Origin of the sequence: Nocardia sp. NPDC050408, assembly GCF_044458905.1 — a bacterium.
Taxonomy (GTDB): domain Bacteria; phylum Actinomycetota; class Actinomycetes; order Mycobacteriales; family Mycobacteriaceae; genus Nocardia.
The window spans coordinates 455,359-470,324 of the sequence record NZ_JBITIL010000004.1; the positions used below are offsets into that span (position 1 = coordinate 455,359).

General features: G+C 66.2%; 14 protein-coding genes and 1 pseudogene. 7 read left to right on the forward strand and 8 right to left on the reverse strand.

Annotation, left to right across the window (positions count from 1 at the left end; all coding sequences use genetic code 11):
• Positions 1 to 40: 40 nt before the first annotated feature.
• Complete coding sequence (locus ACIBJI_RS15390; protein ID WP_397084574.1) at positions 41 to 3,985, forward strand: hypothetical protein; 3,945 nt, start codon at positions 41 to 43, stop codon at positions 3,983 to 3,985.
• Here ACIBJI_RS15390 and ACIBJI_RS15395 read toward each other — a convergent pair.
• Entirely contained in the window at positions 3,967 to 5,127 is a 1,161-nt protein-coding gene (locus ACIBJI_RS15395) for a serine hydrolase domain-containing protein (RefSeq protein ID WP_397084576.1), read from the reverse strand. The two genes, ACIBJI_RS15390 and ACIBJI_RS15395, sit on opposite strands and share 19 nt — an antisense overlap.
• A gap of 275 nt (positions 5,128 to 5,402) precedes the next feature.
• Here ACIBJI_RS15395 and ACIBJI_RS15400 point away from each other — a divergent pair, with 275 nt between their 5' ends.
• Positions 5,403 to 5,915 (forward strand): RDD family protein, encoded by a 513-nt coding sequence (locus ACIBJI_RS15400; protein ID WP_364343825.1) that lies wholly within the window; start codon positions 5,403 to 5,405, stop codon positions 5,913 to 5,915.
• A 124-nt stretch (positions 5,916 to 6,039) separates the two neighbouring features.
• Positions 6,040 to 6,516, forward strand: coding sequence for a gluconokinase (locus tag ACIBJI_RS15405; protein WP_364343861.1), 477 nt, complete (start codon positions 6,040 to 6,042; stop codon positions 6,514 to 6,516).
• A 1-nt stretch (position 6,517) separates the two neighbouring features.
• On the opposite strand, the gene ACIBJI_RS15410 is transcribed toward ACIBJI_RS15405, so the two are convergent.
• Positions 6,518 to 6,739 carry a hypothetical protein gene (locus ACIBJI_RS15410; protein ID WP_364343822.1) on the reverse strand — a complete coding sequence of 74 codons (222 nt, stop codon included), beginning with the start codon at positions 6,737 to 6,739 and terminating at the stop codon, positions 6,518 to 6,520.
• Between the two features lie 289 nt (positions 6,740 to 7,028).
• Here ACIBJI_RS15410 and ACIBJI_RS15415 point away from each other — a divergent pair.
• A pseudogene (locus tag ACIBJI_RS15415) lies at positions 7,029 to 7,430 on the forward strand (phosphatase PAP2 family protein); the annotation flags it as partial.
• 14 nt (positions 7,431 to 7,444) lie between these two features.
• Here the strand turns inward: ACIBJI_RS15415 and ACIBJI_RS15420 are convergent.
• Together ACIBJI_RS15420 and ACIBJI_RS15425 are read right to left on the reverse strand one after the other, a co-directional pair.
• Positions 7,445 to 8,245: a M50 family metallopeptidase gene (locus ACIBJI_RS15420; RefSeq protein ID WP_396955359.1), complete on the reverse strand. Its 801-nt coding sequence runs from the start codon at positions 8,243 to 8,245 to the stop codon at positions 7,445 to 7,447.
• Positions 8,246 to 8,296: 51 nt separating this feature from the next.
• Positions 8,297 to 9,343, reverse strand: coding sequence for a Gfo/Idh/MocA family oxidoreductase (locus ACIBJI_RS15425; RefSeq protein ID WP_364343816.1), 1,047 nt, complete (start codon positions 9,341 to 9,343; stop codon positions 8,297 to 8,299).
• A gap of 91 nt (positions 9,344 to 9,434) precedes the next feature.
• Here ACIBJI_RS15425 and ACIBJI_RS15430 point away from each other — a divergent pair, with 91 nt between their 5' ends.
• The 3 genes from ACIBJI_RS15430 to ACIBJI_RS15440 all read left to right on the forward strand — a co-directional run bounded on the left by ACIBJI_RS15430 (position 9,435) and on the right by ACIBJI_RS15440 (position 11,405).
• Positions 9,435 to 9,869, forward strand: coding sequence for an SRPBCC family protein (locus ACIBJI_RS15430; protein WP_364343813.1), 435 nt, complete (start codon positions 9,435 to 9,437; stop codon positions 9,867 to 9,869).
• Positions 9,870 to 9,885: 16 nt separating this feature from the next.
• On the forward strand, positions 9,886 to 10,299 hold the full coding sequence (locus ACIBJI_RS15435; RefSeq protein WP_364343810.1) for a MarR family transcriptional regulator: 414 nt from the start codon (positions 9,886 to 9,888) through the stop codon (positions 10,297 to 10,299).
• Positions 10,300 to 10,496: 197 nt separating this feature from the next.
• The gene (locus ACIBJI_RS15440; protein ID WP_397084580.1) at positions 10,497 to 11,405 is read left to right on the forward strand and encodes a tellurite resistance/C4-dicarboxylate transporter family protein; all 909 of its coding nucleotides are present in this window, start codon (positions 10,497 to 10,499) and stop codon (positions 11,403 to 11,405) included.
• A 75-nt stretch (positions 11,406 to 11,480) separates the two neighbouring features.
• On the opposite strand, the gene ACIBJI_RS15445 is transcribed toward ACIBJI_RS15440, so the two are convergent.
• From ACIBJI_RS15445 to ACIBJI_RS15460, 4 genes are all read right to left on the reverse strand, one after another.
• Positions 11,481 to 11,696, reverse strand: coding sequence for a hypothetical protein (locus ACIBJI_RS15445; protein ID WP_397084582.1), 216 nt, complete (start codon positions 11,694 to 11,696; stop codon positions 11,481 to 11,483).
• Between the two features lie 155 nt (positions 11,697 to 11,851).
• Positions 11,852 to 12,391 carry a hypothetical protein gene (locus ACIBJI_RS15450; protein WP_364343801.1) on the reverse strand — a complete coding sequence of 180 codons (540 nt, stop codon included), beginning with the start codon at positions 12,389 to 12,391 and terminating at the stop codon, positions 11,852 to 11,854.
• Positions 12,392 to 12,516: 125 nt separating this feature from the next.
• Entirely contained in the window at positions 12,517 to 13,188 is a 672-nt protein-coding gene (locus tag ACIBJI_RS15455) for a response regulator (RefSeq protein WP_364343798.1), read from the reverse strand.
• Positions 13,170 to 14,870, reverse strand: coding sequence for a sensor histidine kinase (locus ACIBJI_RS15460; protein ID WP_364343795.1), 1,701 nt, complete (start codon positions 14,868 to 14,870; stop codon positions 13,170 to 13,172). Before ACIBJI_RS15460 ends, ACIBJI_RS15455 begins: the two co-directional genes overlap by 19 nt.
• Positions 14,871 to 14,966: the final 96 nt, after the last annotated feature.

Sequence of the window (14,966 nt, forward strand, 5' to 3'; positions counted from 1 at the left end):
TGGGGGTCGGGTCTGATTCACCGCCGCTTATCATTGGCCGGTGGTTGGCGCGGTCGAATCGGAATCCGATCTACGCAGGGGTGTTTCGCCGAGATCGGTATTCGCCCAACGTCTGATGAGTCTGTTCGAGGCTGCGGGCAATCCGAAACTGCGCCAGGTTGCCGCTGCGGCGGAGGCGCGGATGAAGGCTACCCGCGGACCGGCCAAGGGCGGTACCGCATCGCTGCAGCGGATCAGCGACTGGCGCTCCGGCCGTAATGTCCCGGCGCAATTCGAAACGCTGCTGCCGATTCTGCTGACCTTGACCGATCTGGCCAAGAAGTCGGCCGCGCCCGTGCAGCGCGAACTGGTGGATCTACAGGAATGGCGGCGGCTGTGGCAGGCGGCCGTCACATGGAAACCCGACAACGATCCGGCCACCGCCGTTTGCCCCTATCGGGGATTGACGTCGTATCAATCCGACGATGCCGCATGGTTTTTCGGACGCACCCGCGCCACCACCAACTTCACCGAACTGGTGCTGAGCACGCTCGACGCCGCCGGGGGCGGCATGGTCGCCCTGGTCGGCGCTTCGGGTGCGGGTAAATCCTCGCTGCTGCACGCGGGTTTGATCCCGGCGGTCCGGAAGATCGAAAAAGATTGGCAGATAACGACTGTCACTCCCGGCGCGCAACCACGGACTGCGCTGGCCGAAGCGGTTCCCGCCGACTGGGCGATCGGCAAATACGGATTGTTGATCGTGGACCAGTTCGAGGAATTGTTCACCGCCTGCCAGGACGAGCAAGAGCGCGAGGATTTCCTCACTGCGCTGGCGGATCTGGCTACACCTCACGAAAACCGTTGGGGTACCGTAGTATTGGCTGTCCGCGCCGACTTCTACGCACCCTGCCTCGACTATCCGATTCTCGAAGACGTACTGAACAACCGGGGTTATGTACTCGGCCCGATGCGGCTGAGCGAGCTATCCGAGGCCATCACCGGACCGGCCTCGGCGGCGGGACTCGAACTCGAAGCAGGCTTGGTCGAATTGGTGGTCACCGAACTCTGCGGCCTCGGCGATCACCAGAACCGGCGCAGCTACGATCCCGGCGCATTGCCACTGCTCTCCCATGTCATGGTGGCGACCTGGGAACATCGGGAACGACTACGCCTGACGGTTGCCGGCTATCGCAAGGCGGGCGGGGTCACGGGTTCGGTCGCGGCGACGGCCGAACAGGCCTGGGACGGACTCACCGTCACCCAGCGGATCGAGGCCGAACCGCTGCTGCTGAGCCTGGTCAGCGTCGGTCCGGACGGTCACGACACCAGGCGGCGCGCCGCCCGCGCCGAATTGATCACCCGTGCAGTGGATTCCGAGGCCGCCGATGCGGTGCTGGAAACTCTGCTTCGCGCCAGGCTGGTGACCTCCGATGCCGACAGCGCCTACTTCACCCACGAAATCGTGCTGCGCGCCTGGCCCCGACTGCGGGCCTGGATCGAGGAGGACCGCGTCGGCTATCTGGTGCGCCAACGGTTGGAAGCCGATGCGGCGGACTGGTCCTCCTCGGGCAATGATCCCGCCCTGCTCTACCGCGGCACCCGGCTTGCGACCGCGAAAGAAGCTGCCGACCGGCATCCGGCCACCGAAGCGGTGACCGGATTCCTCACCGCGGCACAGAGTTCTCGAACCAAATCACGACGCTGGGCCGCCGCGACCCGTGCGGTGCTCGCCCTGCTCGGCGTCGGTGTGCTGGTCCTCGGCATCGCCGCCTACGGCCAGGTCCGGTTGAAGGACGAACAGCGCGACAATGCCCTGCTGTCGGCGGTGCTCGCCGAATCCGAGAGCCTGCGCACCACCGATCCCACCCTGTCGGCCCAACTCGCCTTGGTCGCCCATCGCCTCGAACCCGATGACCCGGACGTGAATTCGCGATTGCTGAGCACTCAGAATCTACCGATGGCCACTGCGCTGTCCGGCCATGTCGGCGCGGTCGACCAGGTCGCATATCAACCGGGCGGTGCGCTGCTCGCCTCGGCGGGTGAGGACCACACGGTCCGGTTGTGGGATCTCGCCGATCGCGCGCGTGCGCAGCCCCTGGGCACGCCGCTGAACTGTGCAGCCGCGGCGACTTCGGTGACGTTCAGCCCCGACGGGAAACTTCTCGCGGCGGCCTGCGGCGGGGCATTACGGCTGTGGAATGTCGAGGATCCACGACATCCGGCCCCGGCAGCGGCCCCGATCGCCGGGGGTGTGTTCCGGGTGTCCTTCGGTCCGAGCGGTCGGGTGCTCGCGGCGGCCGACAACAATCGCACTGTGACGCTGTGGAATCTGCAGAACCCTGCCGCACCGACGAAAATCGGTGCCCCGCTGCCGATTCCGCAACCGATCCGATCAATGTCGTTCCACCCCAAGGGATCATGGCTCGCCATCGGATACGACGATGCGATCCAACTCTGGACCATCGGGGATGCTCCTGCGCCGTTGGGCGCGCCGATTCCGATTCCGGCGCGGCCGGTGCAGGCGGTGGCGATCGCCCCGGACGGTGTGACGCTGGCGGTCGGCAGTGGGGGTGATTCGCCGTGGGCGCAGAATACCGGCGATGCCACCGTCGGACTGTGGGATATCGCCGATCCGGTCCGGCCCGTCTTCCGCAGTTCGCTACTCGCGACTGCCGATTCGGCGGTGCGCTCGCTCGCGTTCGGCCCGGACAGTGACGTCCTCGCCGCAGGCAACCGCAACGGTGTCACGGTGTGGAATATCGCTGACCGCGCCGATCCGAGGCCGCTCGGCGAACCGCTGCTGGCATCGTCGTCACCGTGTCCCGAGGTCGGTACCATCCTGGTCTGTCAGGACGCGCAGAACTCGCTGGCCTTCGCTCCGGACGGGCATACCGTCGCGGCCGGGGGCGCCCTCGGGATGGTTCGGCTCTGGTCGCTGGCGCCCGCTGTGCTCCCCGGGCGACTCGGTTGGTTGCCGGTTTCGCCCGCATTCAGCACCGAGGGCACCATGGTGACCGGTGCGATCAACGGCCGAGCCGCACTGTGGGATGTGCACGATCGCGCCGACTTGCGCAAACTCGCCGACATCGGGCCCGGCCCCACCGTGCAGTACGCGGCGGGAGCAGCGCTGAGCCGAGACGGGCACATGGCCGCCTCGACGGTCGGATCGCCACCACGCGTGCTGCTGCACGATGTGAGCGATCCCGCGCACGCGCACACGGTCGCGGAACTGCCCGGCGTCTTCGCCGCCATGTTCAGTCCGGGCGGTCGTTATCTGTGGACCATTGCCGACGATGCGGCCTGGTCGTTCCAGGTATGGGATTTGGCCGACCGTGCCCATCCGGTGCCGCTCGGTCGCCGGATGCCGCTGGCCACCGGGAGCGGGGGCGCATTCGCCATGTTCAGCTCCGGCGACGAGCTGATGGCCACCATGTCCTCGGATCGGACGGACACCGGTCAGGATCGATACGTCATCCGACTCTGGGACATGTCGAATCCGGCCGAACCCCGTGTGGTGAGCGAGATTCCGAGCGAGCCGACCAAACCGTTCGGCTGGATCGGTATCACGCCGGACAATAAGACTCTGGTCAGTCTCGCGGCCGACACCCTGCAAACTTGGGATATCTCCGATCCCGCCGCGGTGCGCAAACTGGGCGAGCCGATCGCGACACACGGTTTGAATATCCTGTCCGTCGACTTCAGTCCCGACAGCGCGACGATGGCGACCTCGAGCGCGGATTCGACGGTTCGTATCTGGGATTTCACCGACCGTGCGCATCCGAAACCGCTCGGCCATTCGATCACTGTGCCGAGCACCACGAGCTGGCAGCTGGCCTTCGATCCGGCGGGGCGATATCTGGTCGGTACCGGCAATGGCGTGCTGAGCATGTGGGATCTGGATCCGCAACACGCCGTAGCGCGCATCTGCGATGTCGGTCGCGCGGTATTGACCCGCGAGGTATGGCGGGCCCATCTGCCGCGGATGGCCTATCGTCCGCCCTGCTGATCAGAGGGGGTGGCAGCCGACGGAGCTTGCGGAGGCGGCGGGGTGGGTGAATACAGCGCGCAAAAGGTTCGCGTCGCGGCATCGTCGAGAAACCCTGCGGCGGAGGCGTTGTCGGCGAGGTAGTGGAATTCGTTGCCGGTGAGCAGCACGATGCGGCTGCCGTCCGGGCTGGCGACGAGCCGATTGTCGTAGCCGAGCGTCCGGCCGAGGTAGGTCCAGACCGGACCGCATGGCGCCTGCGCATGCAGGACACCGAGTCCGTAGCCGCTGCCCGCATCGGGTGTCGGCACGGTGGTGGTGAGCTCGGTCTGTTGCGCGGGTGGCAGCAGGCGGCCGGAGAACAGGGCGTGGGTGAAGGTGGCGAAGTCGTCCAGGGTGGAGATCATCGCGCCCGCCGCGCCGTAGATCTGTGGATCGGCGACCGAGATATCCCGTTGCCAGGTGTAGCCGTGCAGCCAGTTGCCGTGCGGGTTCGGGTCGGTGACCGGGTAGGTGGTGTCGCGTAGTTGTAGCGGTTCGATGATGCGTTCGTGCACTTCGTCGGCCGAATGTCGACCGGTTACGGCCGTGATCACCATGCTCGCGAGGACATAGTTGGTATTGGCGTAGGAGAACCCCACGCCGGGCGCTCCGGTCCGACCCCGCTGCAGCGCGATATCGACTTCCACCTGGGGTGACCACGCAGGCCATCTCTCGACCCCAGCGATATAGGGCAGCGAGATCCTCGGATCGTCGGTGTATTCCGGCAGGCCGGAGGTGTGATTGAGTAACTGGCGGACGGTGATACCGGCACTGTCGGGCACCGCGCCGGGAATCCAGCGGTCGATGGGGTCGTCGAGGGACAGTCGATGTTCGGCTTCCAGTTGCAGCAGTACCACTGCCACGAACGCCTTCGTGAAGCTGCCGATGCGCAACCGCGCCTTCGGGTCGGCGGGGGTGCGGTTGGAAATCTCGCCGTAGCCCGCGTGCACGTAGCGCGTTTCGGATCCGTTCCGGACCAGACCGATGACGCCCGGATAACCGCTCGCGACACCGGCGTCGGCACCCGCCTGCAAGATATCGACCGGTTCTTCAGCCCGCGCGACGCTGGGCATCGCCAACACAACGAGCACAGCGGCAACCATCCCCCTGATGGCAGTCATTCCCCCTCCTGCGGCATGCGCGGCGTTGCGAGCATCAAGCTACCGCAACCGCGCCGACATAAAGGTATTCCGGTCCGGAATTCCGGTGAGTGCCCCGTGAACTGCGCAGATGCGCCACTCGGCATGCCGATCGGTTAGCTGTGTGCTCGCGCCGCCGCATAACGTCCGGTCGTCGAGCGGGAACAGGAATCACGCCGGCCGGGCCATGTGGAGGGGAGCTCGGCGGGTCGACTCCTGTTCCCGCGGCCGTCGGCAATCACACACGGAGGGGAATCTTGAGCACGCCCAGTACCGACTACCTCACCATCCCCTCCGGTCGGTATCGGCTCGCGGGTATGCGGACCCGGCTGTGCGCGCGGCTCATCGATACCGTCATCGTCGGCATACCGATCGGTATTGTCGCCGCCGTCGTGGTCGTGAGCACCGACTCGTCGAGTGAATTCCCCGTCGATACTGATCCCGGATTCGGCGGGGGGACCACGCTGCTGGTTGTCGTACTCGGCTTGCTCGCCTGCATCGCCTACGAAGTCGGCTTGACCGCGACACAGGGCGCGACCTTCGGGAAGAAGGCGCTCGGCATTCGGGTCGTGCGGATCGAAACCGCCGACGCGCCGGGAGAAGGTATCGGCGCGGCGGCGGCCTTGATGCGCTGGGCGACTCTCGTGCTGCCGAGCGTTCTGTGCGGTATCTGGGGGGTGGTCTGTGCGGTGTCGCCCTATTTCGATCATGTCGCTCGGCAGGGCTGGCATGACAAGGTTGCCGAGACTTTCGTCCTCGCGGCGTCGTAGCGCGGGCTACCGATAGGGTCGGCGTGGTGAGTGGAGGTCTCGTATGACACGAGCATCGCGCAGCGATTCGACGAGGGATGGTGGCCGGGTGACGGCCGGGCCAGATCGGCCGATCGTGGTCGTAATGGGCGTCTCCGGATCTGGAAAGTCCACGGTCGGTGCGCTGCTTGCCGACACGCTGCAGGTCGAATACGCCGAGGGCGACGATTTCCATCCGGCTTCGAATATCGAGAAGATGGCGGCCGGTGTGCCACTGACGGATGCGGATCGCGCGCCGTGGCTCGATATCGTGGCGGCGTGGCTTGGAGAGCGGCGCGAGCGCGGCGGGGTGGTCAGCTGCTCCGCGCTCCAGCGCGGCTACCGCGATCGGCTGCGTGCTGCCGCACCCGAGGCGTTCTTCGTCCATCTGTCCGCATCGCGCGCGGAACTGGCCCGCCGGATGCAGACTCGCCGTGGTCATTTCATGCCGGCGACGTTGCTCGATTCGCAGCTCGCCGCCTTGCAGCCGTTGGCTTCCGATGAATTCGGCATCACGGTGGATGCGACGCAGGATCCTGCCGAACTCGTTCGCGAGGCGGTAACCGCCTGGCAGTCGAGCTGACTCAGGTATTCGTGCGTCGACGCACGACTCGGGTCGCCAGCCAGGCCACGCCGAGAATGAGCAGTGGGGTGAGCAGCAGCAGCGGTACGGTCGCCGCACCCGCGAACGGATGCAGCCAGCCCGCGACGGTATCGCATATCGCGTCGATCAGGGCGCGAGCCAACTCCGCCACTGGCGAGTGCTCGTCCGGTCCGGTGCTGGCGTGGTCCGGCCATCGATTCACGGCCAACACCCTACGACATCGGATCGGTATGTCCGGTAGATACTCGGCCGGACACTCAGCAATCTCACAGCTGCGAATCTGGCATGGTGGAGGTATGACAAGTCGTCCGCTACCGGTTTGGAGCATCGTGGTGCTGACCACGATGGTCTTCGCCATTACCGGCAGCGTGCTCGGGCACGACGGGATCACCGCGATCGATCAGCCGGGGACCGATTGGGTGGTCCAGCGGCGTGACGGGCTGCTGACGCCGGTCGCGATCAGGGTCAGCGACTTGGGTGGCACGCTGGCGATGACCGGGTTGGCGGTGGTCCTATGTCTCGTGCTGGCCTGGCGTCGGCGGTGGCCGGAGGCCGTACTGGCCGGCGTCGCCACCGTGGGTGCGGGCGTGCTCGTCGTGGTCGGCAAACATCTCGTCGGACGCACTCGCCCGCCCGAGGCGGATCGTCTGGTCACCGAGACCAATCAGGCGTTTCCGTCCGGTCACAGTCTCGGATCGATCGTGGTGATCGGACTCCTTGCCGCGGTGGTGATTTCGCGATCGCACCGCCCGGCCGCCCGCCGCATCGTCGTGACCGTCGCGGCCGTATTCGTTGTGGCCGTTGGCCTTTCCCGCTGGTATCTGGGCGTGCACTGGCCGACCGATGTGCTCGGCGGCTGGAGTATCGGCGCGCTGTGGCTTGCGCTGTGTCTGGCGGCGTACCGGACTTATCTGGTGGGCAGGGCCGGTGTGGTGCACTCTGCGCCGGAGACATTGGGAATGCAGACACCCGCGGCCTCCGACAGCAGCAGCGCCCCGCCGACCAGCGCGGCCACCGCGATCGCACCGAAGACGAATACCCACAGCAGCGCGGGGATGTGAGTGAGCCGGGCGAGCTGATCGGCATCGGAATCCGCGCCCTGCGGCATATTCCAGCGACGAACCCGCCCACGCTGCAATTCGATCACCGGCCGGGTGCCCGCGAGCAGTAGGAACCACGCGCCGAGATATGCGAAACCGGCCTGCACCGTATCGGTCCCGAACCAGGACACCGCGAAGACGATGGCGCCCAAGCCGAATACCGTCAGCAGCCCGTATATGTTGCGCACCTTGATCAGGACGGCGGCGAGCAGGGCGATCGCGGTCCAGAGCATGAGGGTGATCCGGTTGGCGCCGAGGAGGGCGGCGAAACCGAGACCGAGCAGCGGTGGCGACGGATAGCCCGCCATCGCGGTCAGAATCATGCCGAGGCCGTAGGGTTTTCCGCTCGATACTGTTAGGCCGGAGGTGTCGGAGTGCAGTGTGATGCTGTTGAGCCTGCGGCCGGTCAGCAGCGCGGTGAGCGCATGGCCGCCCTCGTGCGCGATGGTGACCACATTGCGGGTTATCCGCCACAGCGGGCTGTATCCGACCAGAATCAGGGCCGCGACGGCGGTTGCGAGGACCAACCACCATGGTGGCGCGGCCTGGGTTGTGGTGAGCCGGTCCGCGATGGAGGCGCCGCGCTCGACGAATTCCGCTGTTTGCACCGCCGCACCTTATCCGGCTGCGGCGAGCTTCGCTGAGTCGTTGCGAGCCGGTCAGGTGGTGACGAGCTCTCCGAGATCCGCCGATCTGCGGGCGGCGTCGAGCAATCGCAAGGTCGTGACGGCGTCGTGTGGGTCGACCGGAACGGGTGCGCCGTCGAGGAGTGCGGCGGCCATGGCGTCGTAGAACGCGGGGTAGTCGCCCGCGATCGTGGGGACCGGTTCGACGGTGGGTTCCGCGCCCACCTTTCCCCACCGCTCGGGTTCGACTGTGCCCCAAGGGCCGTCCCCAGGGCGGTGGCCCGACCGCAGTGCCGCCTCCTGCGGATCCAATCCGTAAGTGAGGTAACCGGCTTCGGAACCGAGCACCCTGAAGCGGGGCCCTAGCTGCGGAGTTACCGCACTCATCCAGAGGTGCGATCGGACACCCGAGCTGTGGGTGAGTGCGACGAAGGCGTCGTCATCGGTCTGGATATTCGGCCGCCGCCGGTCCAGTTCGCCGTAGACCGAGCGCACGGGACCGAACAGCGTCACCGCCTGGTCGATCAGGTGACTGCCGAGGTCGAATAGCAGTCCGGCGCCGTCGTCGGCGGAACCGACTTCGCGCCAGCCGCCCTTCGGCACCGGACGCCAGCGCTCGAACCTGGACTCGAAACGGCGCACTTCGCCGAGCCGCCCATCCGCGATCAGCTGGCGCACGGTCAGGAAATCGCCGTCCCAGCGCCGGTTCTGGAATACCGACAGCGCCAGACCGGCGCGCTCGGCCCGCGCGATCAGATCCTCGCCCTCGACCACATTCACCGCGAACGGTTTGTCGACGACCACCGGCAGCCCGGCGTCCAAAGCCTGTCGAGCCAGTGGCGCATGCGTTCGATTCGGCGTTGCGATAACCACGAGATCGATACCCGCCATATCGGTGAACAACTCGTCGGCGCTCGCCAGCACCCGCACCCCCGGGTGCTCGCGCCGCGCCTGCTCCGCTCGCTCAGGCGACCCCGTGACCACTGCCGCCACCCGCATCCTCGGCTGCGCGGCGATCAGGGGTGCATGGAATACCGACCCGGCCAGTCCGTACCCGACTATGGCGACCTGCAGGCTCATCGTTGCGACGCTACCGGACCGCTTGACTTGTTGTTGCGACAACAGATACTGTTGTCGCAACAACGAATTGTCCTGATCAGGGAGTTGTCCGATGTATGTGATCCATGAAGAAGCCGTTATCTCCGGCGAGATCGAGGAGATCTGGCGGGCCGCCACCGATGTGGCCAATTGGCCGTCCTGGGATCCGCATGAGGAGAAGGCTCGGATCGACGGACCGTTCGCGCCGGGAACCACCGGATGGGTGAAACCGAAAGGCGCACCGGCTGGTCCGTTCACCATCACAGCCGTCGATTCGGGGCGTTCGTGGACCAGTGAGGCTGGGATTCCGTTCGGCAAGATCCGCGGTCACTACACCTACGAACCGCTCGGCGACGCAACCGTGCGCGTCGCGAAGCGGATGGAGGTGCACGGCCCGTTTCGGCCGATCTTCCGGCTGATCTGGGAGCGCGGCATTCGCACCGATATGCAGTCGACCTTCGCGGCGCTGGAACTCGAGGCGCGACGACTCGAGGGCGAACATGGCTGAACCACAAGGCCCACTGATGAGTCCAGGGTTCTGGCTGCATCACGCCGCGCTGGAATGGCGAGCCACCGTCGAACGCAACCTGCGCCCCCTAGGCCTCACCCTCACCCAATTCAACCTGCTCGCCTCCGCCGGCTGGCTCGGTAGACAGGGCGAACGCCCAACCCAACAACAGGTGGTCGACATGGCGGGCGCCGACCGCATGATGGGCTCCCGCGTAATCCGCGTCCTGGAAGACCGCACCCTGCTCACCCGCCACCCCGATCCCCACGACGCCCGCATCCTCCGCATCGAAGTCACCCCCGACGGCCGTGCCCTCGCCCGTCGCGCCATCCGCGTAGTCGTAGACATCGACGACCAAATCTTCGGTCCGGACAGCGACGCCCTCCGTGACCGCCTCAAATTGATCGCTGCGCAACGTATTGCGAATTGAAGTATCCGGTTCAGTCATGAGTCCTGCCACCTATCTTCGGACGGTGTGCGCGACTAACCGGCTCCATCAAAACTCAATTGCGCAGCATTCCGCGGCCGCCTCGCCGAAATCGCTTTGCTACCGAGTTGCTTGACCAAGATCGCGTTTCGAGATGTGATATCCGAGTGGCACAGCGATGGTGGCAGGAGCTACCCCCGGTGGCGGGATCATTCGTCATGGCGACCGCAATCATTTCGGTGGGGCTGCACCTCACCGGATTCGAGGTCGTCTCATGGCTGATATTCGCGCTCGCGGCCGCGGTATGGGTGTTGGTCCCGATCGATTTCGGCAAGCGGCTGCTGTGGCATCGTTCGCAGTGGGAGGCCGAGACCGATACTCTGCCCGCATTGACCGGGGTCGCGGCGACGACGGTAATCGGGACGCGGTTATCGCTATCGGGCTGGCAGATTGCGGCCTTCGCATTATTGGTGCTGGCCGCCGCGATCTGGCCGGGATTATTGCTCGCGGTGCTGCGGCATCGGAATCGGCGGATGCCGGGCGCGGCATTCCTGGTTTGTGTTTCTACCGAGGGCCTCGCGGTGCTGGCGGGGACACTGGCGCTGGCCGGTGTCGGTAATTGGCTCGCTTGGTTGGCGTTGGCGTTGTTCTGTGTCGGTGTGCTGCTCTATGTAGCGGCATTGGTCCATTTCGATATTCGGCACGTGTGGATCGGTGCGGGCGACCAATGGGTCGCCACCGGTGCGCTCGCGATTTCGACGCTGGCCGCCGCCGAACTCGCCGGCGCATATCGGTGGACCGGCACAGCGCATCGGCTGCTCGATGTGGTCGCGCTGACCGTCCTCGGCATCAACCTGTTCGGCTACGCGATCCTGATGGTCGCGGAGGTGATCCGTCCGCGACCCGAATACGACATCCGGCGCTGGGCCAGGGTTTTCCCGCTCGGCATGACCGCGGTCGCGACGCTGGCCACCGGTGCGGCCACCGACCTGCCCGCACTGCGCACGCTCGGCGAATTACTGCTCGTGCTTGCCATGGGTGCGTGGGCGCTCACCTTTGCCGTATTGCTCGCGGACCGAACGACTTTCGAATCCGGTCGCTCCGTGTAATCGGCATCGGATTCGCTCTGCCTCCAGCACGCGGATCGGCAGCAATAGCGCACCCGTCTCAATACCGGCTGCGGTCTACCGATATCCCACGGGACCGATGAGTTCCGCCTTGCGGCGTCGTCCGCGGCGCGGGCGCTCGGCCGTGTCGAAGCGGTAGGCGGGTGTGGTCGTCGGCGCGACGAATCCGAAGACCATCGTGTTCTTCGCCGCCGTCCTACCGCAGTTCGCCGACCCGGCCACCGGCGCATAGCCATTGCAGTTGCTGACGCTCGGGGCGATCGCGCTCGGCATCCAAATATTTCCGGCGGCATGTGGGCCATGATCGCGGGTGCCGCGCGGGCGTGGTTCGTCCGGTCACGCGCCGCCTCGAATCCGTCGGCACCACCGGCGGATTGATGATCATCGGCGTCGGTGCGAGCGTGGCGCTCAGCGGTACGAACCGAGGATCACGCGCGGTTGGTGGTGTTCCAGAAGCCGATCCAGAGCGCACCCCACCAGCAGGCCTGGGAGATGAGCAGGGTTATCGCGCCGCGGGCGATCAGTGGTCGGTCGAGGATTCCGCCGCGAGCCGCGACCCGGTCGGTGAAGTGGGATGCTTGTAGGCCGTTCAGGGTCAGGGCGACGACGAGTGCCATTTTGGTCTGGGTGGCGTGGTTGGCGATATTCGGTTCCAGGAGTACACCGCTGGCGACCAGACCGATGACGCCAAGCCAGATGGGCAGTTGGAGGCGATCGGCGACGGTCAGCATTTCGCGCAGGGGTGTGCGGCGCAGCACCCAGGCTACGGCGAAATAGTCCACCGCCAACACCGCACCGAAGCCGAGGACCAGCGATGCCAGGTGGATGAGCAGCGCCGCATGGTGCAGCGCCGGCGTGCAGTGCAATTGGGTCGACAGCCAGATCGCCGTCACCAGCGCGGCGCAGGTGGCGACCGTCCGGATCGCGAAACCGTGCCGGGTATGTACCCCGCCTACCAGCGCCGTCATCGGCGCCGCTCCAAGTCGCGGCCATGCATTTGTCGATCCTCACTCACACAACTCGCCCAACCTGGTTAAGGTTAGGCACGCCTAATGCTAATGTCTCCGATTTCGGTCGAGACCGACAGGGGTATTCAGCGGCGCGGTACGGCGGTGTACTCCTGTTCGGGGCGGCCGGTGGTGCCGTAGCGCAGACGCATCTGGACAGTGCCCGTGGCGACCAGGGCGGCGAGGTAGCGCTGGGCGGTGGCGCGGGAGATGCCGATGGCGGTGGCCACCTCGGCGGCGGACAGGGGTGTGGTGGCCTCGAGGATGGTGTGCAGGACAAGATCTTTGGTAGGGGAGGCGATGACGGTGGCCGCGGCGGGCGTCGAGGTCGGGCGCAGCGCCTGTAGTGCGGCCTCGATGGCAGCGTTATCGATCTGGGGTGCGGCGAGGGTGCGGCGATAGCGGGCGTATCCGGCCAGGCGGGCCGCGAGCATGGTGTGTGGGAAGGGTTTCACCAAATATGCGAGTGCGCCGGCGGCGAATGCGGCTCGAACGGTGGCGCTTTCGGTGGCTGCGGTCAATACCATGGCGTCGCAGTGCAATTCGCGCACGAGATCGATGCCAGAACCATCGGGCAGATACACATCGACCAGCGCCAGATCGATCGCATTGGCGGCGTTGAGTTCCCGCGCGCCAGCCAGCGTATTCGGGGTGCCCGCTACGGTGAAACCCGCTATGGATTCGACGATTCCGGCGTGCAGATTGGCCACGCGGAAGTCGTCGTCCACCACCAGCACGGTCAGATCTGTTGCGGCCATGGCATTTCGCTGTCTACGAGTACTCCGGGGATTCGGGCAATGAATTCGGCACCGGTGAGCGGCGGCGCACCGCCACGCGCACTGGCGAGCCGGACATCGCCGCCGTGCGCGCGGGCGATCTGGCGGATCAGCGCGAGGCCGACGCCGCGCCCGCCCGGCACACCGCGATCCTCGCGGGTGGAGGTGCCCTCGGTGAACAGGGTGTCGATCATTTCGGGCGCGACACCGTCACCGCTGTCCGCGACCGCGATGTGCAGCGACGAATCCTCCTGCACCAGTTCGACTTCCACCTGCTTGGTGGGATTGTCGGCGATCCGCGCCGCCTCGATCGCATTGTCGAGCAGATTGCCGAGCACCGTGGTGACATCGACGGGTTCGGCGAGATTGCCGTCCACCCAGGTATTCGGGCCGAGTACCAGTTCGACACCGCTCTCGCGCGAATGCGCCGCCTTGGCCGCCAGGAAGGCCTGCAGATACGCGTCGTGAATCGCATCGATGCCGGGTGTTGCCGCGCCGAGTGGACCGGCACCGATCAGCTCATCGATGACATGCGAGGCTTCCCCCGTGCGGCCGCCGTGCAGCAGTCCGCTGAGCAGGTGCATCTTGTTGGAGAACTCGTGACGCTGGGCGCGCAGTACGGTGCTCATCGATTGCACGGCGTCGAGTTGGCGGGTCAACGCCTCGACATCGGTGCGATCGCGCACGGTGAGCACGGCACCGAGATCGCGTCCGTCACGGGTAACCGGCCGGGCCGCGACCACCACGATATGCGAGCCGATGGTGGCCGGTGTCGGTTGTTCGTCGAGCGCGCGGAAGACCTCCAGCACCCGTGGCGTCAAACCGATCTCGTCGACCGGCCTGCCGATCTCGGCGCTGATCCCGAGCAGCCGCCGCGCCTCGTCATTGACAAATGTTGTGCGCCAAGCGGAATCGACGGCAAGCACACCACGGCCGATGCCGTGTAGCACCGCCGCCTGACCTTGGACCAGTTCGGCCAGTTCGGCAGGCTCGAGTCCGAGCGTCAATCCGCGCCAGCGCCGCGCCAGCAATGCCGAACCCGCGATGCCGATCAGCAGCGCCGCGGCGATGAACAGCGCCGCGGCACGCAGATCGGAGAGTAACTGCTCGCGAATCGCGGTGGTCGGGATACCGACGCTCACCGCGCCGACAATGCGATCCGAGTCAGCCTCCATCACAGGGACTTTCGCACGTACCGATGGTCCGAGCGTGCCGCGCTCCTTGACGATCACCTCTCGGCCCGCCAGCGCCTCCGACGGATCCGTGCTCACATGTTCGGTGAGTCGTGTCTGGTCCGGATGCGCCAACCGGATTCCGGCATCGTCGGTGATCACCACGAACAGTGCGCCCGTGCGCTGCGTCGTATCGATGGCTATCCGCTCCAGCGGTCCCGCGGTGAGCTCCGCCCGCAGCTCGGGTGTCACCGTGCCGGGCGCGTACCGTGTGACCTCCTCGCGCACCACCGGTTCGGCCGCGATGCTGCGCGCTATAGCCAGTGCGCGCTGCCCGTACTGGTCGTTGAGTCGTTGGCCGCTGACGTAGCCGAATACCGCGAAGGCGGCGCCGAGGGTCACCGAGACGATCACGATCTGCAGCAGCAGCACCTGGGTACGCAACCGGAAGTGTCCGGTCGCGCGCCGTTGTGCTCTGCCGTCGTTGGCCATTTCCGCAGCATAAACCACGCAGACGGGCGTGAGCAGAATGCGCACAACCTTCGAATCGGTCGTTTGCGCCGGTTGTGCGCACAAGCCTCGAAGTGT